This window comes from Paraburkholderia phymatum (assembly GCF_040965635.1).
Lineage (GTDB): Bacteria > Pseudomonadota > Gammaproteobacteria > Burkholderiales > Burkholderiaceae > Paraburkholderia > Paraburkholderia phymatum_B.
This window is the reverse complement of record NZ_JBFRCH010000002.1, coordinates 502,915-529,045: the sequence shown is the minus strand read 5'-3', so window position 1 is coordinate 529,045 and position 26,131 is coordinate 502,915. Positions and strand designations below refer to the sequence as shown.

Below are 26,131 nucleotides of genomic sequence, written 5' to 3'. Positions count from 1 at the left end.
CTGGACTGTCTCTGGAGCAAGACAGCCCTCACGGCTCGCATTCGCGTGTCTGCATCGCGCGAACCCCCAGTGAACCTGCACGGCAGGCGCCCGACGCGACATCCGTGCGTCGGCGCGAAACTTGCATTAAAGCAGCCGCCGTCGGCTCGCCCGCTGCGTGTTTCGACTGACGGCAGCGGATGAGCCCCGGCGCCGAGACACAACAAGACAATGGAGACGACGATGACAGGGAAACTGCCGTTCAGACGTGCCGCCACTGCTCTTTGCACGACGATGTCCGCGATACTGCTCGCCGCGTGCGGCCACGGCGACGATCACCACAACAACCCGACCACCAACGCGCTGCCTTCGTTCGTGGTTTCCAGCAGCGTCACCACGACCACCTATGACGGCAACAGCGACGACCTGCTGACGGGCGGCCTCGGCAAGACGGGCCTCGGCTCGGCGACGCCGCCCTCGTTCGCGAACTCCGTCGCGCCGACGCCCGCCGAGTTGCGCCGCCTTGCAATCTGGTCGAACTACCGTGCGCTCGTCGACATGTCGGCGAACGGCGGCTATGGGCGCTTCTGGGGGCCCAACGTCGACCTGAACGGCAACGACACGCTCGGCGAGGGCAAGATCGCCGGCACCGAATATCTCGCGTACGCCGACAACGGCAGCGGCCAGAAGAACGTGACCTTGATGGTGCAGGTGCCGTCCACGTTCGATCCGAACAATCCGTGCATCGTCACGGCGACGTCGTCGGGTTCGCGCGGCGTTTACGGCGCGATTTCGGCGGCGGGCGAGTGGGGCCTCAAGCGCGGCTGCGCGGTCGCGTACACCGACAAGGGCGGCGGCAACGGCGCGCACGAGCTGGCGACGAGCCTCGTCACGCTGATGAACGGCACGGTCGCGGCGGCAACGGCGGCGGGCACGAAGAGCCTGTTCACGGCAAACGTGTCGTCGAGCGCGCTGTCGACGTTCAACACGGGATTCCCGAACCGCTACGCGTTCAAGCACGCGCACTCGCAGCAGAACCCCGAGCAGGACTGGGGCAAGAATACGCTCGAAGCCGTGCAGTTCGCGTACTGGGCGCTCAACCAGCAGTTCGCGCCGACCGTCGACAACAACGGCCAGCAGCGCGGCGTGCGCTACAGCCCGGGCAGCATCACGACGATCGCGGCATCCGTCAGCAACGGCGGCGGCGCGTCGCTCGCGGCGGCCGAGCAGGACACGCAAGGGTGGATCACGGCCGTCGTCGTCGGCGAGCCGCAGATCAACCTGCGCATGGCGTCGTCGGCGAAGGTGCTGGAGGGCGGCGTCCCCATTCCCGCAGCGGGCGCGCCGCTCGCCGACTACATGACCTACGCGAACATGCTGCAGCCGTGCGCGGCGGCCGCGACGGCGGCGGCAGGCTCGCCGTATCTGACGGCGCTGCCGCTCGCGACCACGCAGGCGATCCGCGCGGCGCGCTGCGCGTCGCTGGCGGCGGGCGGCTTCGTGAGCGGCGCGGACGAAACGAGCCAGGCCAACGATGCGCTCAACCGTCTGCACGCGGCCGGCTACGAAACCGACTCCGACGTGCTGCACGCGCCGATGTGGGATTCGCAGGCCGTGCCCGCCGTCGCCGTCACGTATGCGAACGCGTACACGAAGTCGAGCGTGATCGACAACCTGTGCGGCTTCAGCTTCGGCACGACGAATGCGGCGACGGGCGCAGCGGGCGTGCCTCCGGCGGCGCCGCCGATGTTCTCCATCTTCGGCCTGGGCAACGGCGTGCCGCCGACCAACGGCATCAACCTCGTCTACAACAACTCGGCGGCGCCGGGCGGCGCGGACCACCGGCTCGCGACGGCCGACGCCAGCTTCACGGGCGCCGCGTGTCTGCGCGCGCTTTGGACGACGGGCGACCAGCGCATGCAGGACAACGTCAACGCGATCCGCGTGAACGCGAATCTGCACGGCAAGCCGGCCATCATCGTGCAGGGACGTAGCGATGCCCTCGTACCCGTGAATCACGCATCTCGCGCGTATCTCGCGATGAACAACATCACGGAGGGCTCGAAGAGCCAGCTGTCGTTCTATGAAGTGATGAACGGCCAGCACTTCGACGTGTTCCTGAGCGTCGCAGGCTTCGACACTCGCTTCATCCCCGTCCACTACTACGACATCCAGGCACTCGACCTCATGTGGAATCACCTGAAGAGCGGCGCGCCGCTGCCGCCGTCGCAGGTGATCCGCGCGGTGCCGCGCGGTGGCACGCCGGGTGCTGCGCCTGTACTGACGACGGCGAATCTGCCTGCGATCTCGATGAGCCCGGGTGCGAATGCGATTCAGGTGGGAGCGGGTGCGGTGAATGTGCCCAAGTGAAGGGCATGAAGGACCGCTTACCGTAGCAACGATCACCTGGCATCACGCCGCTCGCGTCGGTGCGGAAACGACGCGAGCGGTGTGACGCGCACATGACATGCCGTCACAACGATGCACACGAATGGAGCCAAACACACGGCGCGTCGCGAGCACCACATCTCACGCATCGTGCATGCATCGTTTAAAGGCGACGGACCATCGTGCTTGTGCGCCGTGACACACTATTTACCCGTCGCATGAAGTACTGTTGAGTATCGACGCTTCCGGAGCGACGGCCATGGACAGACACACCTTCATTTACACCGATCTTCCGATCGGCGAACGCGCCGCGTTCGAACTCGTGTGCGCGCGGCATGGTTTTGCGCCCGCGCATTTCGACATCAGCGCCACTGACGATCCCGATGACGTTTCACATCACGCGCGTCTGCTGACGATACGGCGCGGCGGCTGGGCGCAGTCGTATCACGAGGACCAGGCAGGCCACTGGATTCGCCAGTTCGAAACCGACCTCAACTGCCGCTTCTTCAAATGATCGTCGCGTCGCTGCGCGCGATGTGCGGCGCAGACATGGCGCGCGCCCCGTCGGCGCATCATGCCATCACGACATGGCGCACGGCCCGTCGGCGCATCACGCCATCACGAGCTTCACGCCGACGAGCGTCAGCGTCGCCGCGAGCAGGTTGCGCAGCAGTTTGTCCGGCGCCCTCGACGACAGATAGCTGCCGATCATGATGCCCGGGATCGAGCCGACCAGCAGCGACGCAAGCAGCGACCAGTTGACCGATCCGAGCAGCCAGTGGCCCGCGCCCGCGAGCAGCGTGAGCGGCACGGCATGCGCGATGTCCGAGCCGACGATGCGCCTGGTCGGCAGCATCGGGTAGAGCAGCAGCAGCACCGTGACGCCGATCGCGCCCGCGCCCACCGACGTCAGCGACACCAGCACGCCGAGAACCGCCCCCGTCAGCATCGTCAGCGCGAGCGTGCCGCCTTGGCCCGTCCCGCGCGTCCGCGAGGCCGCGAACGCGGTGAGCTGCGGCCTGAACACCAGCGCGATCGCGGTGATCAGCAGCGCGACGCCGAGCACGACGGATATCAGATGCCCGCCGCGCTGCGATTCCATCCCGTAGCGATGCAGCAGGATCAGCGTGACGGTTGCGGCCGGCACGCTGCCCGCCGCGAGCCGCAACGTCACCTGCCAGTCGATCGACCCCTTCACCCCGTGCACGAGCGTGCCCGTCGCCTTGGTCGCGGCCGCGTACAGCAGGTCGGTGCCGACGGCCGTCGCCGGATGGATGTTGAAGAGCAGCACGAGGATCGGCGTCATCAGCGAGCCGCCGCCGACGCCCGTCAGCCCGACCAGAAAGCCGACGAAAAGACCCGACGCGGAATACAGGAGATCGATGTGGGGAAGTGCCATTGCTCGGACCGCGGACGGTCTTTTAAATGATTCGGTTGCGGGCAGGCTTGCCGGTACTGTCGCCAGAAGCCGCGCGCGGGCTGTGCCTGAAGGCGGTTCCTCAGGCGGGGGCTCGGGCAGTCCGTCAGGCGGTTTCCATCGGGCTGCGGCGCGGCGAAAGACCGCTATTGTCGCAAAACCCGCGGCGCAGCGTCCGGATGTTCGCCGATGCCCGCCGTTGTCCGCCATGATGCCGGCTCCGGCCGCCCGCTTACAATAGCGTTTCGCGCGCCGCGGGCGCGTCGGACGGCGCTTGCACCGGGCGTCGACGATGTACGCCGTGCGATGCGTTGCCCGTGCCTCTCCATCCGCAGACCGATAAAAATGAACTACGGCGTCGCCTACGCAGTCCTCGCGTTCACCCTCTGGGGACTCTTTCCCGTCTACTTCAAGACGCTGCACCAGATTTCCCCGATCGAGATGCTCGCGCACCGGATGGTGTGGTCGATGCTGTTTCTCTTCATCGTGCTGGCCGTGCGTCAGCAATGGCGCTGGCTCGGCCCCGTGTTGCGCGACGGGAAGCTGCTCGGTCGCTTCGCCGCGAGCGCGCTGTTGCTGTCGACGAACTGGGGCATCTATATCTGGGCCGTCAACGCGGGGCATATCGTCGAGGCGAGCCTTGGATACTTCATCAATCCGCTGATCAACGTGCTATTCGGTTTCGTGTTTCTCGGCGAGCGGCTGCGGCGCGTGCAGTGGCTCTCGGTGGCCGTTGCCGCGTGCGGCGTGCTGTGGCTCACGTGGGAAAACGGTCATCCGCCGTGGATCAGCCTCGCGCTCGCGTTCAGCTTCGCGGGCTACGGCCTGCTACGCAAGACGGCGCAGCTCGGCGCGCTCGAAGGGCTGACGCTCGAAACGGTGCTGCTTTTTCCCGTCGCCGCGCTGTATCTGTTCGTCGCGTCGTCGCATGGGGCGAGCGGATTCGGCGCCGCGTCGCTCGGCGTGAAGGTGCTGCTCGCGCTCGCCGGGCCGATCACGGCCGTGCCGCTGCTGCTGTTCGCAGCGGGCGCGCGGCGCATTCCGCTGTCGATGCTCGGGCTCATCCAGTACGTGACGCCGTCGCTGCAATTGCTGATCGGCGTGCTGATCTATCAGGAGCCGTTCGGACACGTGCAACTGATCGGCTACGGCGCGATCTGGATCGCGCTCGCCCTCTACACGCTCGATGGCTTGTGGCGCGCGCGCTTCGCGCGGGCGTGACGGCATCGCCGTAAAGGAAAGGCCGAAGGCGGCCCAGCTTGCCGCAAAGGACTTTGCAGCAAAGATACGGAAGAAAGTGTTCGCGTCAGATCGCGCGGCGCACTTCGGCGACGCCGAACGCGGCCAGTGCAAAACCCGCAATGCGGTCGATGACGACGCGCAGCTTGTGCCCGATCGCATGACGCGCGAGCGACACGGCCGTCACGAGAAAGCACCACCACGCGATCGATCCGCAAAACACGCCCAGCACCGTTGTGAACGCGACGCTCGACGAAAACGGTCCGCGCGGCGCGAGCGTCGTGAAGAGGGCGGCGAACATGATGATCGTCTGCGGATTGGTCAGCGTGAGGAGCAGCGCGCTCGCGAAAGCCTTCAACGCGCCGGCGTGCCCGATGCCCGCGAGCCTGCCTTCGCCGTTGCCGTTGTTATTTGCATTATCGGCGGGCACTTTCTGCAACATCGTGCGAATGCCGAGATACAGCAGAAAGAGTCCCGCGACGATGTGCAGCGGCTTGTCATAAGCCAGCATGAATTGCGACACGCTCACGAGACCGAGCGCGGCGATCAGGCCATAAAACGCATCGCCGCCCGCAATGCCGAAGCCGATCGCGAGACCGGCGCGCGGACCATCGGTGAGCGTGCGGCGAATGCACAGCATGCCCATCGGGCCGACGGGCGCCGCGACCGCGAGTCCCACGCCCGCCGCCGTGAGAAAAAGACCGGGACTGAACATCGATGCTCCTGTTTATTTGACGTGATATGAGAGCCACGGCGGATGACCATCCGCAAGCATAGCCGTGCGGCGTGCACGCCGGCAATGCGCACCAAAATGGCCGCCCGTCTCTGGCGAAATCGTTCAGGCCTCCACCGGATGCTCCCTATCGCGATGATGGTCGGCGGCGAGGAACATATACATCGACGGCACGACGAAGAGCGTAAACAGCGTGCCGATCGACAGCCCCGTGAAGATCACGAGCCCCATCGCATTGCGGCCCGCCGCGCCCGCGCCCGATGCGATCACGAGCGGCAGCACGCCCAGCACCATTGCAGCCGTCGTCATCAGGATAGGCCGCAAGCGCACGCCGGCCGCTTCTTCGAGCGCCTCGCGCTTGCCGCGTCCCGCGCGTTGCAGTTCGTTCGCGAACTGCACGATCAGAATGCCGTGCTTGCTGATGAGGCCCATCAGCGTGACGAGACCCACCTGCGTGTAGATGTTGAGCGTCGAGAGTCCCATGTTGATGAAGATGAGCGCACCGAACAGCGCCATCGGCACCGACACGAGAATCACGACAGGATCGCGGAAGCTCTCGAACTGCGCGGCGAGCGCGAGAAACACGATGATCGTCGCGAACAGCAGCGTGATCACGAGGCCGCCGGACTCCTGCACGAACTGCCGCGACAGGCCCGAATAGTCGGCCGTATAGCCCGTCGGCGCGACGTCGGTGGTGGCCTTGCGCAGGAAGTCGAGCACTTCGCCCTGCGAGATGCCCGGCGCGAGCACGCCGGAAATCGTCGCTGAATTGAGCTGCTGGAAGTGATTGATCGACTCGGGCACGATGGTCTGCTTCAGATGCGTGACCGTCGATGCGGGAATCACGCTGCCATCGGGCGTGCGCAAATAGTAGTCGAGCACTTGCGACGGGTTCAGCCGGTCCGTTTGCAGCACTTGCGGAATCACCTTGTACGAGCGGCCCGCGATCGAAAAGTAATTGACGTAGTTGCCGCCGAGCGCCGCGCCCAGCGTCTGCCCGACATCGCTTTGCGACAGGCCGAGCGAAGCGACCTTGTCGCGGTCGACGAGCAGCACGCTTTCCGGCTTGTCGATTTTCAGGTCGCTGTCGACGAAGAAGAACATGCCGCTTGCGCGCGCTTTTTGCAGCACTGCTTGCGACACTTCGTTGAGGTTCTCGAACGGCTCCGTCGTGCTGATGACGAACTGCACGGGCAACCCTTGCGCGCCCGGCAGCGGCGGAAACTGGAACGCGGCGACGCGCGCGCCCGCGATGCCGTTCCACTGCTGCTGCAATTCCTGCTGCAATTGCGTCGCGCCCTTCTTTCGCTTGTCCCACGTCTTGAAGAGCACGCCGCCGATGCCCTGGTTCAGCGTCGGCGCGCCCGTCAGCTGGAACATCTGCGAGTACTCGGGCAACTGCTTCGAGATGTCGAATACCTGGTCCGCGTAAGTCTGCATCTGCTGGATCGTCGCGTTCGGCGGCCCCTGGATCTGCGACAGTACGATGCCCTGGTCCTCCTGCGGCGCAAGCTCCGATTGCGACGTCATGAAGAGATACACGGTGCTGCACAAAAGCAGCGCGCCCATCACGATGAACACGGGCCACGTGTCGAGCATCGCATGCAGAAGACGCCCATAGCCGCGATGCACGCGCTCGAACTGCCTGTCGACGAAGCGCGCGAAGCGGCCCGACTCCTGATCCGTGCGGAAGAAGCGCGAGCACATCATCGGCGATAAAGACAGCGCGATCACGCCCGATACGGTCACGGCGCCCGCCAGCGAGAACGCGAATTCGGTGAAGAGCGCGCCCGTCAGCCCGCCCTGGAAACCGATCGGCAAGTACACGGCAACCAGCACGACCGTCATCGCGAGAATCGGTCCGCCGAGTTCGCGCGCGGCGATCAGCGCGGCTTCGAAGGGCTGCTTGCCTTCCTGCTTCATATGCCGGTCGACGTTCTCGACAACGATGATCGCATCGTCGACGACGAGCCCGATCGCGAGCACGAGCGCGAGCAGTGTCAGCAGATTGATCGAATAGCCGAGCAGTTGCATCACGAAGAACGTGCCGATCAGCGAGAGCGGCATCGCGATCACGGGCACGATCACCGCGCGGAAACTGCCGAGGAACAGGAAGATCACGACCGTCACGATCAGCAGCGCTTCGACGAGCGTCTTCACCACTTCTTCGATCGCCGTGTTGATGAAGTCGGTCGCGTCGTAGACGATGTCGCCCGTCATGCCTGTCGGGAACTGCTTCTGCAGGTCCGGGAAGATCGTTTTCACGCGCTTCGCGACGTCGAGCACGTTCGCATCGGGCGCGACCTTGATGCCGATGAATACCGAACGCTTGCCGCTGAACGCGACGTTGAAATCGTAGTTGTCCGCGCCGAGCACGACGTTCGCGACATCTTCGAGGCGCACGATCGCGCCGTTCTTCTGCTTGACGACGAGCTTCTTGAAGTCGTCGACGGAGTGCAGGTCCGTGCCCGCATTCAGATCGACGCTGATCATCTGGCCTTTGGTCGTGCCGAGCGTCGCAAGATAGTTGTTGTTGCCGAGAGCCGTGAAGACGTCGGCGGCCGTGACGTTGTGCGCGGCGAGCCGGTTCGAATCGAGCCACGCGCGCAACGCGAACTGACGGCCGCCGAGAATTTCCGCCGTCTGCACGCCCTGGATCGAATCGAGCTTCGGCTTCACGACGCGCAGCAGATAGTCGGTGACGTTGTTGCTCGGCAGCACGTCGCTGTAAAAGCCCATGTACATGGCGTCGGTGGTTTGGCCCACCTGCACGGTCAGCACCGGCTGCTGCGCTTGCGGCGGCAACTGGTTGCGCACCGATGCGATCTGCGTGTTGATCTCCGTCAGCGCGCGATTCGAGTCGTAGTTCAGGCGCAGCGTCGCGGTGATCGTCGAGACGCCCGTGCTGCTCGTCGACGACATGTAGTCGATGCCCTGGGCCTGCGCGATTGCGGATTCGAGCGGCTGCGTGATGAAGCCGGCCATCGTGTCGGCGCTCGCGCCGTAGTACGACGTGGTGATCGTCACCACGCCGTTTTCGGTCTGCGGATATTCGCCGACCTTCAGCGCGGAGAGCGAACGCAAGCCGAGCACGAGGATCAACAGACTCACCACCGATGCGAGCACCGGGCGTTCAATAAAGATGTCGGTGAATTTCATCGGGTGGCCTCTTATTGTTCCTGAGGCGTCGGATTCGGGTTGTCCGCAGGCAGCACGCGGTTGTCGATCATGAGCGGCGTGCCGTTCTTCAGCTTCAACTGGCCGCTCGTCACAACCTGCATGCCTTCGCTGATGCCCTTGAGTATCGCGACCTGATCGCCGCGCGTCGGCCCTGGCGTGACGAACACCTGCTGCGCGACGGGCATGACCTTGCCTTGCGCATTCTTTTGCGCGCCGGGCTTCACGACGAATACGGTCGCGCCGTACGGGTTATAGGTGATCGCCGTTTGCGGCAGGGTCAGATAGCGCTGCACGGTGCCCGCGTCGATCTTCACGTTCGCATACATGCCGGGCAGCAGCTTGCGCTCGCGGTTGTCGACGGTCGCTTCGATCTGCACGTTGCGCGTCGTGTTGTCCACGCGCGGATTGATCGAGCGGATCTTGCCGTCGAACGTGCGGTTGCTGAACGCATTCGTATCGACGACGATCGCCTGGCCGACTTGCAATTGCCCGAGTTGCTGTTGCGGCAGGTAGAAGTCGGCGTAGATCGGGTCGATGGCTTGCAGCGTGACGATTGCATCGCCCGGATTGATGTACTGGCCCGGGTTGACCGTCGTGATGCCGACGCGTCCCGCGAAGGGCGCGCGTATCGTTTTCTTTTCGACGAGCGCGGCCTGCTGATCGACCTGGGCTTTCTTGCTCTTCAGGTCGGCGGCGTCGGCGTCGAGTTGCGCCTTCGCAATCGCCTGAATGTCGAACTGAGCCTTGTCGCGCTTATAGACGGTTTGCGCGAGTTCCGCAGCGGCTTGCAGCGACGCGAGCTGCGCGCGGTCCGAATCGTCGTTCAGGCGCACGAGCACCTGGCCTGCCTTCACCTCCTGGCCCGAGCTGAACGCGATCTCGCGCACGAGCCCGGCCACTTCCGTCGTCACGTCGACGCCGCGCACCGCGCGCAGGCTGCCCACGGCGGCAAGCTGCGGCTGCCATGTCTGATAGCCTGCAACAGCGGCCGTGACGGTCGCGGGCGGCGCGGCATTGCTCGCCATGAACTTTTTGAGCATGTGCGCCCTGAACAGATTGAAGCCGACCAGCGCGCCGAGCAGTACGCCCACGCAGATCAGCATGATGATCATCCGCTTGGTCATCGTCCGCTTTGTCATCGGTCTTTTCGTTGTCATCGTTTCGTCCTTGCACGGCAAACTGCTCTGCATGAGACGGGAGTAAGCGCTGAAGCGCTAACTCCCGTCGACAGGCACAAACTCTTCCGGCGGCGCTGCCGTCTGCTCGCAAGCAACGCGCGGCTATTGCAAAAGGATTCATTGCGGCGTCGCAGACGCCGGGGCGGCCGCGGGCATCGCCTGGGCTGCCTGGCTCGTCGCCGTGTCGTTCCACCAGCCGCCGCCGAGCGCCTGGAACAACGCCGCCGTGTCCGCATAGCGCGCGGCCTGCGCCTGCGCGAGATTCACGACGGTCTGCTGGTACTGACGCTGGGCATCGAGCAACGCCAGATAGCTGACGCCGCCAATGCGAAACTGGCCGCGCGTCAGATCGAGCGAATCGCGGGCCGCGCGCCATGCTTCCGTCTGCGCACGCAGGCCGGTTGCATCGTGTTCGAGCGCGCGCAACGTATCGGCGACGTTCTGGAACGAAAGCAGCACCGTCTGCCGGTATTGCGCGTTGGCCTGATCGAAGGCGGCTTCGGCTGCGCGCTTTTGCGCGCTCAGCTGTCCGCCGTGAAAGATCGGCTGCGTGACGCCCGCGCCGATGTTCCAGATCATGTCGGCGTACTTGAGCAGACCTGCGGGCGTCAGCGCCTGCGGGCCGTAGCTCGCCGAGAGCGTGAGCTGCGGATACATGTTCGCCGTCGCGACGCCGACCTGCGCGCTCGCCTGATGCAGCGTGGCGTCGGCGGCGAGGATGTCGGGGCGCTGCCGCACGAGCGACGACGGCACGCTGACGGGCAAGCTCTGCGGCAGCGTGAACATCGACAGCTTGAACTCGGGCACGCCCGTGTCGCTCGGCGGCTTGCCCGCGAGCACGGCGAGCTGGTGGCGCGTCTGATCGAGCGACTGGCGCAACGGCGGCAACGTCGCGCGCGTCTGCGCGACGAGCGTCTCCTGTGAGAGCACGGCGGCGCGGCTCACGCCGCCAAGCTCGAACTGCTTGCGCAACACGCCGAGCTGCGCGTCCTCGTCGGTGGCGATGCGCTCGGTCGCTTCGATCTGCTCGCGCAGCGAGGCTTCCTTGACGGCCGCCGTCACGATGTTCGCCGACAACGCGAGATACGCAGCTTGCAACTGAAAGCCCTCGTAATCGACCTGCGATCGCAGCGATTCGAGTTCGCGCCTTGCGCCGCCGAATACGTCGAGGTTGTACGACACGCTCACCGATGCGTTATAGAGATTCAGCACCTCCGTGAGTCCCGGCTGGCCGAACGTGACGCCGTTGAATTTCTCGCGCGTCGCATTGGCCTTCGCGTCGACGGACGGATACAGCGTGGTGCCCATTTGCGCGCGCAGATTTTCGCCGGCTTGTCTGAGCGCCGCTTGCGCCGCGGCGACGTTGGGGCTGTTGGTGAGCGCTTCGCGGATCAGCGCGTCGAGCGGCTCGCAATGAAAGAGCGTCCACCATTGTGCGGGGATGTCCTCGCCGGCCACGAACTGTTGCGGGACGCCCGATGCGCCCGGCGACGTCGCCGTTCGATCGGGCAGCGGCGTGGGCGTGTAGGTTTCGGTGGCGGGCGGGGCGGGCGTGCGGTAATCGGGGCCGACCATGCAGCCGGACAACGCGCCAGCGATCAGGACCGTGATCGATGCGGCACGCGCCAAGGTCTCATATGTTGGGCGGCGACGAAACACACCGCGCGGATGCCGGTGCCATCGATTGCGACTGCGACTGAAACTGCGGTTGACGTCTTCGATCATCTATCCACCTTGTTTTACCGCGCGGACTACGAACGAAATAGCGGAAGCAGAATTCAACAGCCTGATGCCGCGCATAGCCTAGCATGGGTCGTTGCAAACGCCGCCATGCATGCAGAACATTTAGGGGATTAGACGCGCGTTAATGTCGGCAAACGTTAAATGTATCGAGCGCGCATGCAATAAAAGAAAGGGCACGGCATGCATCGTGTGTCGATGCGTGCCGTGCCCTTGATAGAAGAATTATTCGGTGAGCGATCGAGAATCGGCGTGTGCGGCAAATTGAAAGTTCAACGCGTGCGCGATGCGCGATGCAGGCGCCGAAGCTATTGCGTATCGGCGCCGCGCTCGCCCGATGTCGCGACCGTGCCCGGCTTGCGCAGCATCTTGTCGACTTCGCCCGCATGCATCTCTTCGACCGAGATCATTTGCCGCGCATATTCTTCGAGCGCAACGGAGCGGTCTTTCACGAGTGCAAGCAGATCGCGATACAGGCGGAGCGCGACGTCTTCGGCTGCAAGCGACTCGCGCAGAATGGACGCGATATCGGTCGTATGCGAATCGAGCAATGGACCAATGCCAAGCGACGGATACTCGCCGAGCGTCGTGATCCATTCGCCCGCCAGATGCGCATGCGCGAGCGATTCGTCAGCCTGCTGGCGCAGCCACGACACGATCGGGATGCGGCCAAAGCCGAACACGAGAAAAGAGTAGTGCGTATAACGGACCACGCCAGCCAGCTCGGATTCGAGAATCTGGTTGAGCACGGCGATGACCTTGTCCTTTTCGATCCCTGACATAGCGCCCTCCGCGAAGCTCGCCGAATGCCGGTTAATGCCCGTTAGTCGAAGGCTTTCATTGTTGGCCTCGGCTTTGCAAAGATCAAGTGAATCGGCGCGGCGATGCAATCAGCGTATGACGACGACGCCAGGCACAACGGCGACCGGCTGCGCATAGACGATGCTTCTTGCCGGCACAACGGCGTAAGCAGGCGCCGCGACCACGGGCACGGCCACCGTCGCATAGGGCAAAGGCTTCGCGGGCGCGGGCGGCGGCACAACCGTGACATAAGGCACCGTGGGCACCGTGGGCACGACGGGCACGACATAGGGCGGTTGCGGCGGCACGTAATAGAGCGTGCGCGGCGGCGCGTAGACAACGGCGGGCACATAGGCCGCATGGACGAACACGGTGCCGGCGAAGGCGCTGGTCGAGCAGGCGATACCCATCGCGGCAATCGCGGACGTATAAGCAGAGCGAATGTTCACATCAAACTCCTCGGGCAGACGAGCGGACAGCCGGCGGATGCGATGCGAAGTCCTCACATCGCCGCCGACGTGCAGACGATACGCAACGCATCCTCGAATGGGCAGCGATAACTTGTTTCATTCGATGTCGCCGGAAAAGCACGCTCATGCTTGAAGTGTTCGCTGCGTAATCGCTCGGCGCGCGATGCAGCGGCGCATCGGAAACAAGCGTGAATGCACGGCCCACACGATGAATCGCATGAAATGCGGCGACATAAATTTGAAATTGCCTTCGGCTTCCGGGACAGCAAGAATTCGCTTCGCCAACGACGAATCGCAACACCACGTGAGCGAAGAAGTTGAATGAAACGAATGGAGATGGAAATGAAGAAGTGGATCGCCATGCTTGCTTTGTGCATTGCATCGACGGGCGTGATGGCACAGACGGCGCAGGCGGCGCCGCAACCGATGGCCGCATCGCCGCGCATGGAGCGCATGATGCAGGAGTTGCAACAGCGCTTTGCCGTTGCCAACACGACGCATGACGGCAAGCTGACGCTTGCCCAGGCGCAGACGGGCATGCCACGCGTCGCGCAGTATTTCAATGAGATCGACACGCAGAAACAGGGTTATGTGACGCTCGGACAGATCGAGCAATTCATGGCGCAGCGCGCGGGATCGCACTGACGGGAAAACGGGTCGGCCCGAAGCTAAACTGTTGCAAGTAGCGAAAGGAGCCATCGCATGGACCGACCCGCCCGCATCATCGTGCTCGACGACGAAGCGGAACTGCGCAACATGCTGCAGCGCTTCCTGAGCGGACATGGCTTCGAAGTCCGCGCCGTCGAGAACAGCACGCGGCTCGAACGCTACTTGCAGCGCGAGCCCTACGATCTGCTCGTGCTCGACCTGATGATCGGCGAAGAAGACGGCTTGCAGATCTGCGCGCGCCTGCGCGCGGAAGGGCATACGATGCCGATCCTGATGCTTACTGCAAAGGGCGATCCGCTCGATCGCGTGATCGGGCTCGAGACGGGCGCCGACGACTACCTCGCGAAACCCTTCCTGCCGCGCGAGCTGGTGGCGCGCATCAATGCGCTGTTGCGCCGCCAGAAGATCGCAGCAGGCGACCCGACCGTCACCACGCAAACGCTGCGCTTCGGGGACTTCCGGCTCGATGTCGGCAAGCAGTGTCTCTATCGGCTCGATGCGCCCGTCGAACTGCATTCCGCGCAGATGCTGCTGCTGACGGCGCTCGCGGCATCGCCGAACCGCGCAGTGAGCCGCGACAACCTGATCGCGCGCGCCAGAGGGCGCGACCACGATGCGCTCGATCGCAGCATCGATGTGCAGATTCTGCGCTTGCGGCAGGCGGTCGAAAGCGATCCGTCGAAGCCGCGTTTCATCAAGACCGTATGGGGCGTCGGCTATATGCTCGTCGCCGACGTCGAAGCATGAGCGCGCGCGTCCTGTCGCGCGTGCTGCCACGCAGCGTGCTCGCGCGCAACATCGCGCTGCTGATCGTGCTGGTGGCGATCAGCCAGGTCTGCGCGCTGAGCGTGCTGATCCACTATGTGCAAAGCCCGCGCACCGAGCGCGCCGCTGCCGTATTCGGCACGTACATCAAGACACTGGACAACGCGCTTGCCGCGTCGCCCGAGATTGCGCGCGACACGCTCGTCGCGCGGCTCGACGCGCGCAACGAACCGCCCGCCGATGCGGTGACAGAGCCGCGCGTCAGATTGCTCGCGTTCTACCGGCTTCATCAGTTGCGGGTGTTTCTGGAAAGCCTGAGCCACTATCTGCCGCCGGGCACGGAAGTGCGTTGGCAACAAGCCGGCCCGCGTATGTGGATACGCATGCACGTCGCAGGCAAGCTGTACTGGATTGGCTTGCAGGTGCCGGAAGAAGCGCAGGCCGGCGGCATGCTGACGGCCGTGTTGCTGTCGCTGGGGCTCGGCATGCTGGCGGCGTTGACGGGCTTCGCGCTGCAAAGCTATCTGAACCGGCCGTTGCAGGAACTCGCGCATGCGGCGCGCCGCGTGAGCGCGGGCGAAACGCCGCCGCCTTTGCGCGTCGACGGGCCGACCGAAATCGCGCAGGTGAGCGGCGCGTTCAATCAGATGACGCAGGCGTTGCAGCAGGCGGAGGCGACGCGCGCGCTGATGCTCGCGGGCGTTTCGCACGATATCCGCACGCCGCTCACGAAGCTGCGTCTCGCGATGGCGATGGCGAACGACACGGGCGGCGACGAAGCATTCGCGGGCGCGGCGGAATCGTATCTAGACCAGATCGACACAATCCTTCAACAGTTCATGGACTACGCGGGAAGCGGCGAGCGCGAGACGCCGCAGCCCGGCGATCTGAACGCGCTGATCAGCCAGCTTGCCGCCGACTTCGCGGGACTCGGGCACGAGTTCGAGCTGTCGCTCGGCGCGCTTCCCGAACACGCGTTCCGGCCCATCACGATGATGCGGCTCGTGATGAACCTGATGCAGAACGCGGTCGTATACGGACAGACGGGCCTTGCCGTCAGGACATGGGCCGATGCGGATGCGATTCGTGTGGCTGTCGGGGACCGTGGCAAGGGACTGAGCGCGGAAGAACTCGAACGGCTGAAGGCGCCGTTCCAGCGCGGCAAGAACGCCCATGGCAAGGCGGGAGGCACAGGGCTGGGGCTTGCGATCGTCGAGCGCATCGCGCGCTTGCATGGCGGCACGCTTGAGTTTCATCCGCGAGAAGGCGGCGGGCTCGAAGTGTGGGCCGTGCTGCCGGTTCAGCGAAGCGTGGCGGCGCAACCGGCTGCGTGATCTTCACGCTGTCGGCCCGTGCAAGTGACACGGCACAGCGCGAGACTTTTCCCGCGCGAGCCGCTAATCTGTCGTCAGTCTCTTGATCGGCCACGCTAGCGGAAAGCGGATCTGCGATGACACGCGTCGAACATCCCTTCGATATCGAACGTCTGGAAGACGAATGGCTCGAGGCCGATGGCTTCGGCGGCTTTGCGTCGGGTACGGTGGGCACGTTGCGCACGCGCCGATACCATGCTCTGCTGCTGACGGCGACGCGCGCGCCTGCGGGGCGCGTGGTGCTCGTCAATGGCATCGAAGCGTGGATCGAAGCGAACGGCGCGCGCTATCCGCTCACGATGCAGCGCTACGCGCCCGACATTCTCTATCCCGACATCGCCGCGAGCCTGATCGCATTCGATACCACGCCGTGGCCGACGTGGCGTTTCCGGATCGACGCACAAACAGGCGTGATCGCAGAAGCGTTCGTTGCGAAAGCGACGTGTGAAACGGTGCTGCGCTGGCGGGCGGAGTTCGAAGAGGATGCGCCGCGCGATCGCACGATCACGCTGCACGTGCGCCCGTTGTTGTCGGGCCGTGACTATCACGCGCTGCATCACGAGAACGGCGCGTTCGATTTCACCGCTCGCGTCGATGGCGAGCGCGTGCAGTGGCAGCCCTATCGCGATCTGCCCGCGATTCGCGCGCTGACGAACGGTGCGTACAGACATGCGCCCGACTGGTATCGCAACTTTTGCTATGTGCGTGAACGCGAGCGCGGCCTCGACTACACGGAAGATCTTGCGACGCCCGGCGTCTTCAGCTTCGAACTGCTGAGCGATGCAGCCGTCATGGTGCTGGGCGCGGACACGGGTCATGCGCCGCCCGACATGCAAGCGGCAAGCGCTCACGCCGATGCGCTTGCGAATGCGGAAGCATCGCGTCGCGCTTGTTTCTCATCGCGTCTGCAACGTTCAGCCGATGCCTATGTCGTCGCGCGCTCGACGGGCCACACGATCGTCGCGGGCTTTCCGTGGTTCACAGATTGGGGACGCGATACGTTCATCGCGATGCGCGGCCTGCTCATCGCCACGGGACGCCATGCGGAGGCCGAATCGATCCTGCTTGCGTGGGCGGGCACGATTTCCGAGGGCATGTGTCCGAATCGCTTTCCCGACTACGGCGGTGAGCCTGAGTACAACTCGGTCGACGCATCGCTCTGGTTCGCGATCGCCGTGCACGATTATCTGGCGACGGGACATGCTTCGCATGAAACGCGAGACCGCTTGCATGAAGCCGTCGATACGATCCTGTCCGGCTACACACGAGGCACACGCTACGGCATACGCGCCGACGACGACGGTCTGTTGCGCGCGGGCGTGCCCGGCGTGCAGCTCACATGGATGGACGCGAAGGTCGGCGAATGGGTCGTGACGCCGCGCATCGGCAAGCCCGTCGAAGTGCAGGCGTTGTGGTTCAACGCGTTGCGTATCGCCGCGCAATGGGATGCGCGCTGGCGCGATCCTGCAATGCGCGCAGCGCAGTCGTTTGCCGTGCGCTTCGTCGATCCGCAAACGGGCGCGCTGTTCGACAACGTCGATGTCGATCACGTGCGCGGCGCCGTCGATCGTTCCGTGCGGCCCAATCAGATCTTCGCCGCCGGCGGGCTGCCGTTCGCGCTCGTCGAAGGCGAGACGGCGCGTGCTGTCGTCGCGCAAGTAGAAGCGCATCTGCTGACGCCGCTCGGATTGCGCACGCTCTCACCGGAAGATCACGCGTATCGCGGGCGCTATGCGGGGACGCCGCTCGAGCGCGATCGCGCCTATCATCAAGGGACCGTGTGGCCCTGGCTGCTCGGTCCGTTCGTCGAAGCATGGCTGCGCGCGCAACGTCCCGATGCCGCCACCCGCGATGCGGCGCGAACGCGCTTTCTCGCGCCGCTCGATGCGCATCTGGACCGCGCGGGACTCGATCACATATCGGAAGTCGCGGACGGCGACGCGCCCCATGCGCCGGGCGGCACGCCCTTTCAGGCGTGGTCGCTTGGGGAACGGTTGCGTGTGGGGGTGTTGCTTGGGGAACGCGTCAGCGCCGATATGCCTGTTGCGCCACGCGAACCCCCCAACCGCGCTACGATGTGACTCCTGCCGTCACCACGAGAGGAAGGACGCTGCCATGCCTGCGCTGCGCGCTGCGAATCTGCTGTCCACGGTCGAGGGGATACGTCTGCATTCCGCCGAGTGCGCGCGGTGGCAGCGCTGGGGTCCGTACCTCAGCGAGCGTCAATGGGGCACCGTGCGCGAGGACTACAGCCCGAACGGCACCGCATGGGACTACTTCCCGCACGATCATGCGCGCAGCCGCGCGTATCGCTGGGGCGAAGACGGCATTGCAGGATTCGGCGACGAAACGTTGAACTGGTGCGTTTCGATTGCAATGTGGAATCGCGCCGATCCCATTCTGAAAGAGCGTCTTTTCGGCCTCACGAATCAGGAAGGCAATCACGGCGAGGACGTGAAGGAGCTGTACTTCTATCTGGACGGCACGCCGACGCATTCCTATATGCGCATGCTGTACAAATACCCGCATGCCGCGTTTCCGTATCAGGATCTCGTCGAGGAAAACGCGCGGCGCGGCGGCGATATGCCCGAGTACGAAGTGCTCGATACGGGCGTGTTCGACGATCTGCGTTATTTCGATGTGACCGTCGAATACGCAAAGAACACGCCTGAAGACGTCGTGATGCGCGTCACCGTCGAGAACCGCGCGGACGAGTCTGCAGCGCTCGATCTTCTGCCGCAGATCTGGGCGCGCAACAAGTGGTCGTGGAAGGAAGTCGACGAGCGGCCGAAGCTCGTCAAGGAAACGGTGCACGGCGTCACGCGTCTGCTCGGCACGCATCCGGGTCACGAGCCGATCGTCGTGACGGCATGGTCGCCCGATACGACCGTGCTCGAATGGATTTTCTGCGAGAACGATACAAACGTCCGGCGCCATTTCGACATGGCGGCGACGGGTCCATTCAAGGACGGCTTCAACGAATACCTCGTGCATGGCGGCGCCGACGCGATTCGCCGCGACGCGGGCACGAAGGCGGCCGCGCATGTGCCGTTGAATCTGCCGCCGCACGGCACGACCGTCGTCTATCTGCGCTGGCGGCCCGAGTTCGCCGTCGATGACGAGCCGCTCGACGTCGACGAGCTGTTCGCACAGCGCATCGCGGAAGCCGACGCGTTCTACGCAGCGTTGCAGCATGACATCGACGGCGAGGACGAGCGGCTCGTGCAGCGTCAGGCATTGGCGGGCATGCTGTGGTCGAAGCAGTACTACCAGTTCGACGTGCAGCGCTGGATGGACGGCGATCCCGCGCAGCCCGTGCCGCCCGCGTCGCGCAAGCAGGGCCGCAACCGCGACTGGCGGCATCTGTGCAATGCCGACATCGTGTCGATGCCGGACAAGTGGGAGTACCCGTGGTATGCGTCATGGGATCTCGCGTTTCATGCGGCGGCATTCGCATTGATCGACCCCGCGTTCGCGAAGCGTCAATTGCTGTTGCTCGTGAAGGACCGCTACATGCATCCGAACGGGCAAATCCCCGCGTATGAATGGGCCTTCAGCGATGCGAATCCGCCCGTGCATGCGTGGGCTGCGTGGCGTGTCTATGAAATCGACCGCGCGCTGACAGGCAAGGGCGACCGCGATTTTCTCGAACTCGTCTTTCACAAGCTGCTGCTCAACTTCTCGTGGTGGGTGAACCGCAAGGACGCCGATGGCCGCAATATTTTCCAGGGCGGCTTTCTCGGGCTCGATAACGTCGGCATCTTCGATCGCTCGTCGCCGCTGCCGACGGGCGGCCGTATCGATCAGGCGGACGGCACCGCATGGATGGCTGCGTATGCACTGGACCTGATGCGCATCGCGCTCGAACTCGCGTTTGCAAACCATGTGTTCGTCGATATCGGCGTGAAGTTCTTCGAGCACTTTCTGTATATCGCGCAGGCCGTCAGTTGCGAAGACAATTGCGAAACGGGCCTGTGGGACAGCGAGGACGAGTTCTTCTATGACAAGCTGCGCTTGCCCGACGGCTCCAGCACACCGATGCGCGTGCGCTCGATCGTCGGCCTGATTCCGCTGCTCGCCGTGCATGTACTCGAAGAACGCCTGCATGGCTCGCTGCCGGGCTTGCGCGATCGCCTCGTGTGGTTCTTGCGTTTCCGCCCCGATCTCGCGCGGCTGGTATCGCGCTGGAACGAGCCGGGACGCGGCAACAGCCTGCTGCTTTCACTGTTGCGCGGGCACCGGATGAAGGCGCTGCTCAGGCGCGCGCTCGACGAAGCGGAGTTTCTGTCCGATCACGGCGTGCGCGCGCTGTCGCGTGTGCATCGCGACAATCCGTTCGTCTACCGGCACAACGGTCAGAGCTTTTGTGTGAAGTACCTGCCCGCCGAATCGGATTCGCGCGTATTCGGCGGCAATTCGAACTGGCGTGGGCCCGTATGGATGCCCGTCAACTATCTGCTGATTGAATCGCTATACGAATTTCATCGCTATTACGGCGATGACTTCCGCGTCGAGTATCCGACGGGCTCGGGCAACAAGCTGTCGCTTGCTGAAATCGGCGATGCGCTCGCGCGGCGCACGACCACGCTCTTTCTGAAGGACGAGAACGGCGAGCGTCCCGTGATGGCGGCCTATCCGTTGCTACAGGCGGACCCGCGCTCGCAGGATCTCGTGCTCTTTCACGAGTACTTCCATGGCGACAACGGGCGCGGCGTCGGCGCATCGCATCAGACAGGCTGGACGGGTCTCGTCGCGTTGCTGTTGCAGCCTCGCGAAGCCGTCAGCTCGGGGAATGTGCCCACGGCGGCAGGGGTTGCTCAATCGGCCGCCGCTGCCGCGCCGACTCCCGTTGCGGTGAAATAGCGCGTGCATTACATCTGCCTTGCGCACGGCTGACGCGTGCTTGACGTATCGCCTGGATTGCATTGTTGCACGCATCGACTGGCTTTGATTGAACCGCGCGGCCTGGCCGCGTGTCTTTCAGATATCGCCACTTCATCTGGCTCATTCAGGGAAGAATGCCATGTCCAATGACGCGATAAACACGGCTGCTTCATCCGCCAAACAACCTGTGAACCGCAAGCTCGACGCCGGGCCGCATCCCGCTTCGTCGGGGCCTGCAGGCAAGCAGCCCGCACCACCGTGCACGCTGGTCATCTTCGGCGCGGGCGGCGATCTCACCAAACGGCTCTTGACGCCCTCGCTCTACAACCTGACGGTCGACGGCCTGCTCGACGATCGCATGAACGTCTTCGGCGTCAATCACGGCGAGCGCGAAACGAAGGCGTGGATCGATGATCTCAGCCAGTCGTTGCAACAGTTCGCCGCGGACAAGGCGAGCGAGTTTCATACCGGCAAGATCGACGACAAGGCATGGCAGTGGCTCTCGTCGCGCATGGAGTACATGGCGGGCGAATTCGAAGACGACGCGCTTTATGAGGCGCTCAAGCAGCGCATCGACAACGCGCCCGACGGCAATGCGATCTTCTATCTCGCGGTTGGCGCGCATTTTTTCAAGCCGATTGTCAAGCGACTCGGCAAGCACGGCTTGCTCAAGGAAGATCCGCAAGGCCATGGCGGCTTCCGGCGCCTCGTGATCGAAAAGCCATTCGGCACGGACCTCGCGTCCGCACGCGATCTGAATACGCACATTCTGCATTTCGCAAAGGAAAAGCAGGTCTATCGCATCGATCACTTTCTCGGCAAGGACACGGTGCAAAGTATTCTTGCCGTGCGCTTTGCGAATGCGCTGTTCGAGCCGGTATGGCGGCGCGAGTACATCGACAACGTGCAGATCACGGCGGCCGAAACGCTCGGCGTCGAAGGGCGCGGAAAGTTCTACGAGCAGACGGGCGCGTTTCGCGATATGGTGCCGAACCACCTGTTCCAGTTGCTCGCGATGGTCGCGCTTGAGCCGCCCACATCATTCGATGCCGAAGCCGTACGCAACAAGAAAGCGGAACTCTTCGATGCAATCGAGCCCCTGACGCCCAACGATGTCGTCTTCGGGCAATACGAAAAGGGCGATGCGAAGGCGGCCTATCGCGACGAACCGGATGTCGCGCGCGACAGCGAGACGGAAACATATGCGGCTGCGCGCGTGTTCATCGACAACTGGCGCTGGGCAGGCGTGCCGTTCTATCTGCGCACGGGCAAGCGCATGATGGCGAAGCGCACGGAAATCGCCGTGCATCTGAAACGCGTGCCGTTTCTGATGTTCCGCGATACGCCCGTCGATGCTTTGACGCCGAACGTGCTCACGCTGCGCATCGATCCTGCGCACGGCACGAGCTTCGACTTCAACGTGAAGGTGCCCGGACCGACAATGCAGATCGGCGCGGCGCGCTCCGCGTTCGACTACAACGACTACTTCGAGGAAAGCGCGAACGTCGGCTACGAAACGTTGCTGTACGACTGCATGCGCGGTGACGAGACGCTGTTTCAGCGCGCGGACAGCATCGAGTCGAGCTGGTGTGCGGTGGACCGTGTGCTGCATCCTCAGGGCGCCGCGTTGCAGGTGCATGGCTATCCGGCGGGCAGCAGCGGACCGGCGCAAGCGGATGAAATGCTAGCCCGCGATGGCCGCGCGTGGCGGCCGTTGGAGAAAAGCGGCTCGGCGAAATAGCACGCTGAGTGGCGCACTGAATCAGCCGCATTGAACAAGAACCAGAGAAAGGGGAACGACTTGGCTACGAGCAGGAAAGAAGCAGCAAGCGCTGAAGAACGGATACTGGCGATCGATGTCGGCGGCTCGGGACTGAAGGCAGCCGTGCTCGATGCGGCCGGCAGCATGAAAAGCGAGCGCGTGCGCGTGCCGACGCCGCATCCGTGCGCGCCGGAGCAACTCGTCGATACGCTCGCCAAACTCGTGCAGCCGCTCGTCGACGAACATCATCCCGCGTCGATGTCGATCGGCTTTCCCGGCGTCGTGCGCGACAACCGCGTTCTTACCGCACCGAATATCGGCGACGAAAGCTGGCGCGGTTTTCCGCTCGCGGACGAGCTTGTTGCGCGTGTCGGCGGCATGCCCGTACGCATGATCAATGATGCCGAAATGCAGGGCCTCGCTGCCATCGAAGGGCGCGGCATCGAGTTCGTGCTGACACTCGGAACGGGCGCGGGCACCGCGCTCTTTCGCGACGGCGAGTTGATGCCGCATCTCGAACTTGCGCATCATCCCGTCAGCAAGGGCCGCACCTATGACCAGTACATCGGCAACGCGGCGCGCGAGAAGGCGGGCAACAAGCGCTGGAACCGGCGCGTCGAAAAGGTTATCGGCATTCTGGCTTCGCTCGTCAACTACGACAAACTGTGGATCGGTGGCGGCAATGCGTCGAGGCTCACGTTCGCGTTGCCGCCGAATGTCGCGATCGTGTCGAACGAAGCGGGCATAGAAGGCGGTGCGAGGCTCTGGCATCCGAAGTCGGTGCGCGAGTCGGGTCAAACTGCCCGAAGCAAGCCGGAAGACAGGCGCGCTTAAATAGCGCGCCGCACGAACGCCCTGAAATGCCCCGAACGTCACGCCGCGGAATAATGGGGCAGGGTAGTCCGTTTGTTCTCTGGCGGCCGCGAATGCGTGGCCGCGGTTTGTTCATCCGGGGTCAACGGAGCCGTTCGATGAAAACATACCCTTATGCACGGCTGGCATGCGCGGCACTATGTGTCGCGCTGTCGGCGGGCGCGATGCAGGTCTTCGCGGCGGACGCTTTCGAAGTCACGTCGCCGGGTACGCCCGACGGCGGAACGGTCGATTCGAGCCACGCGGCAAGCGCGAACAATTGCGGCGGCGGCAACCAGTCGCCCGCCGCGCAGTGGCGCAACGTACCGGCGGGCACGCGCAGTTTCGCGGTGACGCTGTTCGATCCCGACGGCGCGAAAGGCCTGGGCGTGATCCATTGGGTGCTGTACGGGATACCCGCATCGATGACGTCGATGGCACATGGCGCGTCCGCGCCCGAGGGCAGCGTGAGCGGCATCAACCGCACCGGGAAACCCGGCTATTACGGGCCGTGTCCGCCCGTCGGCGACGTGCCGCATCACTACGTGCTACAGGTCTATGCGCTCGATCTCACGCAGGACGCGCTACAGCCAGGTCTCAATCACGATCAGTTCCTCGCGGCCATCAACAATCATGTGCTGGCCGCGAGCAGCACCGTGCTGCGCTACGGACGCTAACGCTAGACGCACGCCTCTTGCATGGCGTTTTTGCTCCTTATTCGCTGCTTGTTTGCTGCTTAGCGCGGCGCATCGCCCCAACGGTATTCGACCGTCGCCTCGTCGAGCTGCGTCTTGAGTTCGGGGTCGAGCGTGTAGTCGGCAGCGGCGAGCGAATCGCTCAGTTGATCGACGCGGCTCGCGCCGATGATCGCCGATGTGATGACGGGGTTCGCGAGCACCCACGCGATCGCTGTCTTCGTCATCGGCTCGCCCGTTTTCGCGTTGATCTCGCGCAGCGCGTCGATCGTCTTGAACTCGCGCTCGTGCCAGTAGCGCTCCGAGTACATCGCGCCTGCCTTGCCGACCGTTTCGGTGAACCGTCCGTCCGCCGGCTTTGCGTCGTGACGATGCTTGCCCGTCAGCAGGCCGCCTGCGAGCGGGTTATACGGCATCACGGCAAGACCTTCTTCGTCGGCTAGCGGCAGCAGTTCGCGCTCGATCTGCCGGAACAGCAGGTTGTAGCGCGGCTGCACCGACACGAAGCGCGCGGTGCGCAGCACGTCCGCGCGGCCGAGCATGCGTGCGAGCCGGTACGCGAGATAGTTCGACACACCGATATAGCGCGCCTTGCCCGAACGCACGATCACATCGAGTGCTTCGAGCGTTTCGTCGAGCGGCGTGTCGCGGTCATCGGAGTGCAGCTGATACAGATCGACGTAATCGGTGCCGAGACGGCGCAGCGATGCATCGATGGCATCGAGCAGATGCTTGCGCGACGCACCCTCGTCCCACGGCGACGGGCCAACCTTGCCGACAGCTTTCGTCGCGACAATGAAGCGGTCGCGCTTGCCCTTGAGCCAGCGCCCGATGATCTCCTCGGTGCGGCCTACGACACCTTCGGTGCCTCCGAGCGGATAGACATCGGCCGTATCGATGAAATTCACGCCGGCGTCCGTTGCCTTGTCGAGAATGCCGCGCGATACATCTTCTTCGGTTTGCAAGCCGAAGGTCATCGTACCGAGACACAAACGCGAGACAGTCAGGCCGGTGTTGCCGAATTTGCGGTATTGCATGATCGACTCCGCGAGAAGGGAACTATGAGTGATGGGGTGGTGTGATGTGCAGCAGCACGGGAAACAACAGATCAACAAAGGAGCAAGCATAGCGGCTATCGCGGATTCGCGTCGCTGGCCTGTCATGCGCAGTCGTGCGGAGTCGTGCGCAGTCGTATCGCCGATACCGCTTTGTCCTTTCTTCGTCCCGTAATGGCGAAAACTTTTCATTCACGTAAGGTCTAAACGGCTTTGACATCGAGTCGAGGTTCATGTCCGATGAGTGTCGAACGAAGCGTCAACGACAATATCGAGCAAAGCAGTTTCTCTGCGCGTGGTGCGATCGTCGCCGCTGCAGTCGTGGCAGTCGCGACGGTAGGGATTGCCGTCACGTACGCAATCCGGTTGAAAAGCAAACAGGGCAATGCGCGCGTGCCCGAGCCGGCAAAGGGCGTCGATCTGGACCGCTACACGGGGCACTGGTACGAGTTTGCGCGCTACGACAATCACTTCGAACGGGGCCGCGATTTCGTCACGGCCAACTATGCGAAGCGCGATGACGGCTCGCTCAGCGTGATCAACACGGGCCGCGATGGCGTGAACGGCGTGCGGCGCATTGCGAGAGGCAAGGCGCGCGTGATGCCAGGCTCGGACAACACCAAACTGAAAGTGTCTTTCTTCGGACCGTTCTACGTCGGCGATTACTGGGTGCTCGATCACGCCGACGACTACCGATGGTCGATCATCGGCGAGCCGAGCGGCGCGTATCTATGGATACTCACGCGTGACGCGAAGCCCGCGGGGGAACTGCAACACGCGCTGTTCGAACGCGTGCGCGCGCTCGGCTATGACCTTTCGATGCTGCGCCGTACGCAGCACTGAAAGCGCGGTTGAAAATTTTTCTGCTTCTGCGAAGCGGTTGCCCGCTTATTGCCTGCCTAGCGATATAGAACACCGCTTCGCGGTAAGTTTTGCTCTTTGCCCGCTCGT

The 26,131-nt window shown here is 63.9% G+C and carries 19 protein-coding genes and 1 pseudogene; 12 read left to right on the top strand and 8 right to left on the bottom strand.

Translation table 11 applies throughout. The annotated features are described in order from the left end of the window. Nucleotides 1-273 precede the first annotated feature (273 nt). Together AB4Y32_RS05800 and AB4Y32_RS05795 are read left to right on the top strand one after the other, a co-directional pair. Nucleotides 274-2,349: a 3-hydroxybutyrate oligomer hydrolase family protein gene (locus tag AB4Y32_RS05800; RefSeq protein ID WP_439899754.1), complete on the top strand. Its 2,076-nt coding sequence runs from the start codon at nt 274-276 to the stop codon at nt 2,347-2,349. A 277-nt stretch (nt 2,350-2,626) separates the two neighbouring features. After that, on the top strand, nt 2,627-2,881 hold the full coding sequence (locus tag AB4Y32_RS05795; RefSeq protein ID WP_368720395.1) for a hypothetical protein: 255 nt from the start codon (nt 2,627-2,629) through the stop codon (nt 2,879-2,881). Between the two features lie 96 nt (nt 2,882-2,977). On the opposite strand, the gene AB4Y32_RS05790 is transcribed toward AB4Y32_RS05795, so the two are convergent. After that, complete coding sequence (locus AB4Y32_RS05790; protein ID WP_368720394.1) at nt 2,978-3,766, bottom strand: sulfite exporter TauE/SafE family protein; 789 nt, start codon at nt 3,764-3,766, stop codon at nt 2,978-2,980. Between the two features lie 363 nt (nt 3,767-4,129). Between AB4Y32_RS05790 and rarD the strand changes: the two genes are divergently transcribed. Further along, nucleotides 4,130-5,005: an EamA family transporter RarD gene (gene rarD, locus AB4Y32_RS05785; RefSeq protein ID WP_368720393.1), complete on the top strand. Its 876-nt coding sequence runs from the start codon at nt 4,130-4,132 to the stop codon at nt 5,003-5,005. 85 nt (nt 5,006-5,090) lie between these two features. Here the strand turns inward: rarD and AB4Y32_RS05780 are convergent, their stop codons facing one another. The 6 genes from AB4Y32_RS05780 to AB4Y32_RS05755 form a co-directional block, all read right to left on the bottom strand. Beyond that, the gene (locus AB4Y32_RS05780) at nt 5,091-5,738 is read right to left on the bottom strand and encodes a LysE family translocator (RefSeq protein WP_368720392.1); all 648 of its coding nucleotides are present in this window, start codon (nt 5,736-5,738) and stop codon (nt 5,091-5,093) included. A 123-nt stretch (nt 5,739-5,861) separates the two neighbouring features. Then, the gene (locus AB4Y32_RS05775; RefSeq protein ID WP_368720391.1) at nt 5,862-8,915 is read right to left on the bottom strand and encodes an efflux RND transporter permease subunit; all 3,054 of its coding nucleotides are present in this window, start codon (nt 8,913-8,915) and stop codon (nt 5,862-5,864) included. An 11-nt stretch (nt 8,916-8,926) separates the two neighbouring features. Continuing rightward, nucleotides 8,927-10,093 (bottom strand): efflux RND transporter periplasmic adaptor subunit, encoded by a 1,167-nt coding sequence (locus AB4Y32_RS05770; RefSeq protein WP_368720390.1) that lies wholly within the window; start codon nt 10,091-10,093, stop codon nt 8,927-8,929. Between the two features lie 138 nt (nt 10,094-10,231). After that, on the bottom strand, nt 10,232-11,689 hold the full coding sequence (locus AB4Y32_RS05765; protein ID WP_439899753.1) for an efflux transporter outer membrane subunit: 1,458 nt from the start codon (nt 11,687-11,689) through the stop codon (nt 10,232-10,234). Nucleotides 11,690-12,162: 473 nt separating this feature from the next. Further along, nucleotides 12,163-12,636 carry a bacterioferritin gene (locus AB4Y32_RS05760; RefSeq protein WP_368720388.1) on the bottom strand — a complete coding sequence of 158 codons (474 nt, stop codon included), beginning with the start codon at nt 12,634-12,636 and terminating at the stop codon, nt 12,163-12,165. A 108-nt stretch (nt 12,637-12,744) separates the two neighbouring features. Then, nucleotides 12,745-13,104, bottom strand: a complete 360-nt coding sequence (locus tag AB4Y32_RS05755) for a hypothetical protein (RefSeq protein WP_368720387.1) — start codon at nt 13,102-13,104, stop codon at nt 12,745-12,747. A gap of 363 nt (nt 13,105-13,467) precedes the next feature. On the opposite strand from AB4Y32_RS05755, the gene AB4Y32_RS05750 reads away from it, so the two are divergent. The 8 genes and pseudogenes from AB4Y32_RS05750 to AB4Y32_RS05715 all read left to right on the top strand — a co-directional run bounded on the left by AB4Y32_RS05750 (nt 13,468) and on the right by AB4Y32_RS05715 (nt 24,107). After that, nucleotides 13,468-13,770 (top strand): EF-hand domain-containing protein, encoded by a 303-nt coding sequence (locus AB4Y32_RS05750; protein WP_368720386.1) that lies wholly within the window; start codon nt 13,468-13,470, stop codon nt 13,768-13,770. A gap of 57 nt (nt 13,771-13,827) precedes the next feature. Beyond that, on the top strand, nt 13,828-14,541 hold the full coding sequence (locus AB4Y32_RS05745; protein WP_368720385.1) for a response regulator: 714 nt from the start codon (nt 13,828-13,830) through the stop codon (nt 14,539-14,541). Beyond that, complete coding sequence (locus tag AB4Y32_RS05740) at nt 14,538-15,893, top strand: ATP-binding protein (protein ID WP_368720384.1); 1,356 nt, start codon at nt 14,538-14,540, stop codon at nt 15,891-15,893. The genes AB4Y32_RS05745 and AB4Y32_RS05740 overlap by 4 nt, the downstream gene beginning before the upstream one ends. Before the next feature lie 116 nt (nt 15,894-16,009). Next, complete coding sequence (locus tag AB4Y32_RS05735; protein WP_368720383.1) at nt 16,010-18,013, top strand: amylo-alpha-1,6-glucosidase; 2,004 nt, start codon at nt 16,010-16,012, stop codon at nt 18,011-18,013. 34 nt (nt 18,014-18,047) lie between these two features. Continuing rightward, nucleotides 18,048-20,795, top strand: a complete 2,748-nt coding sequence (locus AB4Y32_RS05730; protein ID WP_368720382.1) for an MGH1-like glycoside hydrolase domain-containing protein — start codon at nt 18,048-18,050, stop codon at nt 20,793-20,795. Nucleotides 20,796-20,955: 160 nt separating this feature from the next. Continuing rightward, entirely contained in the window at nt 20,956-22,557 is a 1,602-nt protein-coding gene (gene zwf, locus AB4Y32_RS05725) for a glucose-6-phosphate dehydrogenase (RefSeq protein WP_368720381.1), read from the top strand. 60 nt (nt 22,558-22,617) lie between these two features. Beyond that, nucleotides 22,618-23,416 (top strand): annotated as a pseudogene (locus tag AB4Y32_RS05720) (ROK family protein). 199 nt (nt 23,417-23,615) lie between these two features. Beyond that, the gene (locus tag AB4Y32_RS05715) at nt 23,616-24,107 is read left to right on the top strand and encodes a YbhB/YbcL family Raf kinase inhibitor-like protein (RefSeq protein WP_368720557.1); all 492 of its coding nucleotides are present in this window, start codon (nt 23,616-23,618) and stop codon (nt 24,105-24,107) included. Between the two features lie 59 nt (nt 24,108-24,166). On the opposite strand, the gene AB4Y32_RS05710 is transcribed toward AB4Y32_RS05715, so the two are convergent. Next, the gene (locus AB4Y32_RS05710; RefSeq protein WP_368720380.1) at nt 24,167-25,162 is read right to left on the bottom strand and encodes an aldo/keto reductase; all 996 of its coding nucleotides are present in this window, start codon (nt 25,160-25,162) and stop codon (nt 24,167-24,169) included. Between the two features lie 258 nt (nt 25,163-25,420). Here AB4Y32_RS05710 and AB4Y32_RS05705 point away from each other — a divergent pair, with 258 nt between their 5' ends. Then, nucleotides 25,421-26,023, top strand: a complete 603-nt coding sequence (locus tag AB4Y32_RS05705) for a lipocalin family protein (protein ID WP_368720379.1) — start codon at nt 25,421-25,423, stop codon at nt 26,021-26,023. Nucleotides 26,024-26,131: the final 108 nt, after the last annotated feature.

Bases quoted from the DNA above. Each gene is read 5' to 3' on its own strand.
- rarD (WP_368720393.1), top strand. From the start codon at position 4,130: ATGAACTACGGCGTCGCCTACGCAGTCCTCGCGTTCACCCTCTGGGGA.
- AB4Y32_RS05710 (WP_368720380.1), bottom strand. From the start codon at position 25,162: ATGCAATACCGCAAATTCGGCAACACCGGCCTGACTGTCTCGCGTTTG.
- AB4Y32_RS05760 (WP_368720388.1), bottom strand. From the start codon at position 12,636: ATGTCAGGGATCGAAAAGGACAAGGTCATCGCCGTGCTCAACCAGATT.
- AB4Y32_RS05715 (WP_368720557.1), top strand. From the start codon at position 23,616: ATGCAGGTCTTCGCGGCGGACGCTTTCGAAGTCACGTCGCCGGGTACG.
- AB4Y32_RS05730 (WP_368720382.1), top strand. From the start codon at position 18,048: ATGCCTGCGCTGCGCGCTGCGAATCTGCTGTCCACGGTCGAGGGGATA.
- AB4Y32_RS05745 (WP_368720385.1), top strand. From the start codon at position 13,828: ATGGACCGACCCGCCCGCATCATCGTGCTCGACGACGAAGCGGAACTG.
- AB4Y32_RS05750 (WP_368720386.1), top strand. From the start codon at position 13,468: ATGAAGAAGTGGATCGCCATGCTTGCTTTGTGCATTGCATCGACGGGC.
- AB4Y32_RS05790 (WP_368720394.1), bottom strand. From the start codon at position 3,766: ATGGCACTTCCCCACATCGATCTCCTGTATTCCGCGTCGGGTCTTTTC.
- AB4Y32_RS05735 (WP_368720383.1), top strand. From the start codon at position 16,010: ATGACACGCGTCGAACATCCCTTCGATATCGAACGTCTGGAAGACGAA.
- AB4Y32_RS05800 (WP_439899754.1), top strand. From the start codon at position 274: ATGTCCGCGATACTGCTCGCCGCGTGCGGCCACGGCGACGATCACCAC.
- AB4Y32_RS05740 (WP_368720384.1), top strand. From the start codon at position 14,538: ATGAGCGCGCGCGTCCTGTCGCGCGTGCTGCCACGCAGCGTGCTCGCG.
- AB4Y32_RS05775 (WP_368720391.1), bottom strand. From the start codon at position 8,915: ATGAAATTCACCGACATCTTTATTGAACGCCCGGTGCTCGCATCGGTG.
- zwf (WP_368720381.1), top strand. From the start codon at position 20,956: ATGTCCAATGACGCGATAAACACGGCTGCTTCATCCGCCAAACAACCT.
- AB4Y32_RS05780 (WP_368720392.1), bottom strand. From the start codon at position 5,738: ATGTTCAGTCCCGGTCTTTTTCTCACGGCGGCGGGCGTGGGACTCGCG.
- AB4Y32_RS05765 (WP_439899753.1), bottom strand. From the start codon at position 11,689: ATGGTCGGCCCCGATTACCGCACGCCCGCCCCGCCCGCCACCGAAACC.
- AB4Y32_RS05770 (WP_368720390.1), bottom strand. From the start codon at position 10,093: ATGACAACGAAAAGACCGATGACAAAGCGGACGATGACCAAGCGGATG.
- AB4Y32_RS05705 (WP_368720379.1), top strand. From the start codon at position 25,421: ATGAGTGTCGAACGAAGCGTCAACGACAATATCGAGCAAAGCAGTTTC.
- AB4Y32_RS05795 (WP_368720395.1), top strand. From the start codon at position 2,627: ATGGACAGACACACCTTCATTTACACCGATCTTCCGATCGGCGAACGC.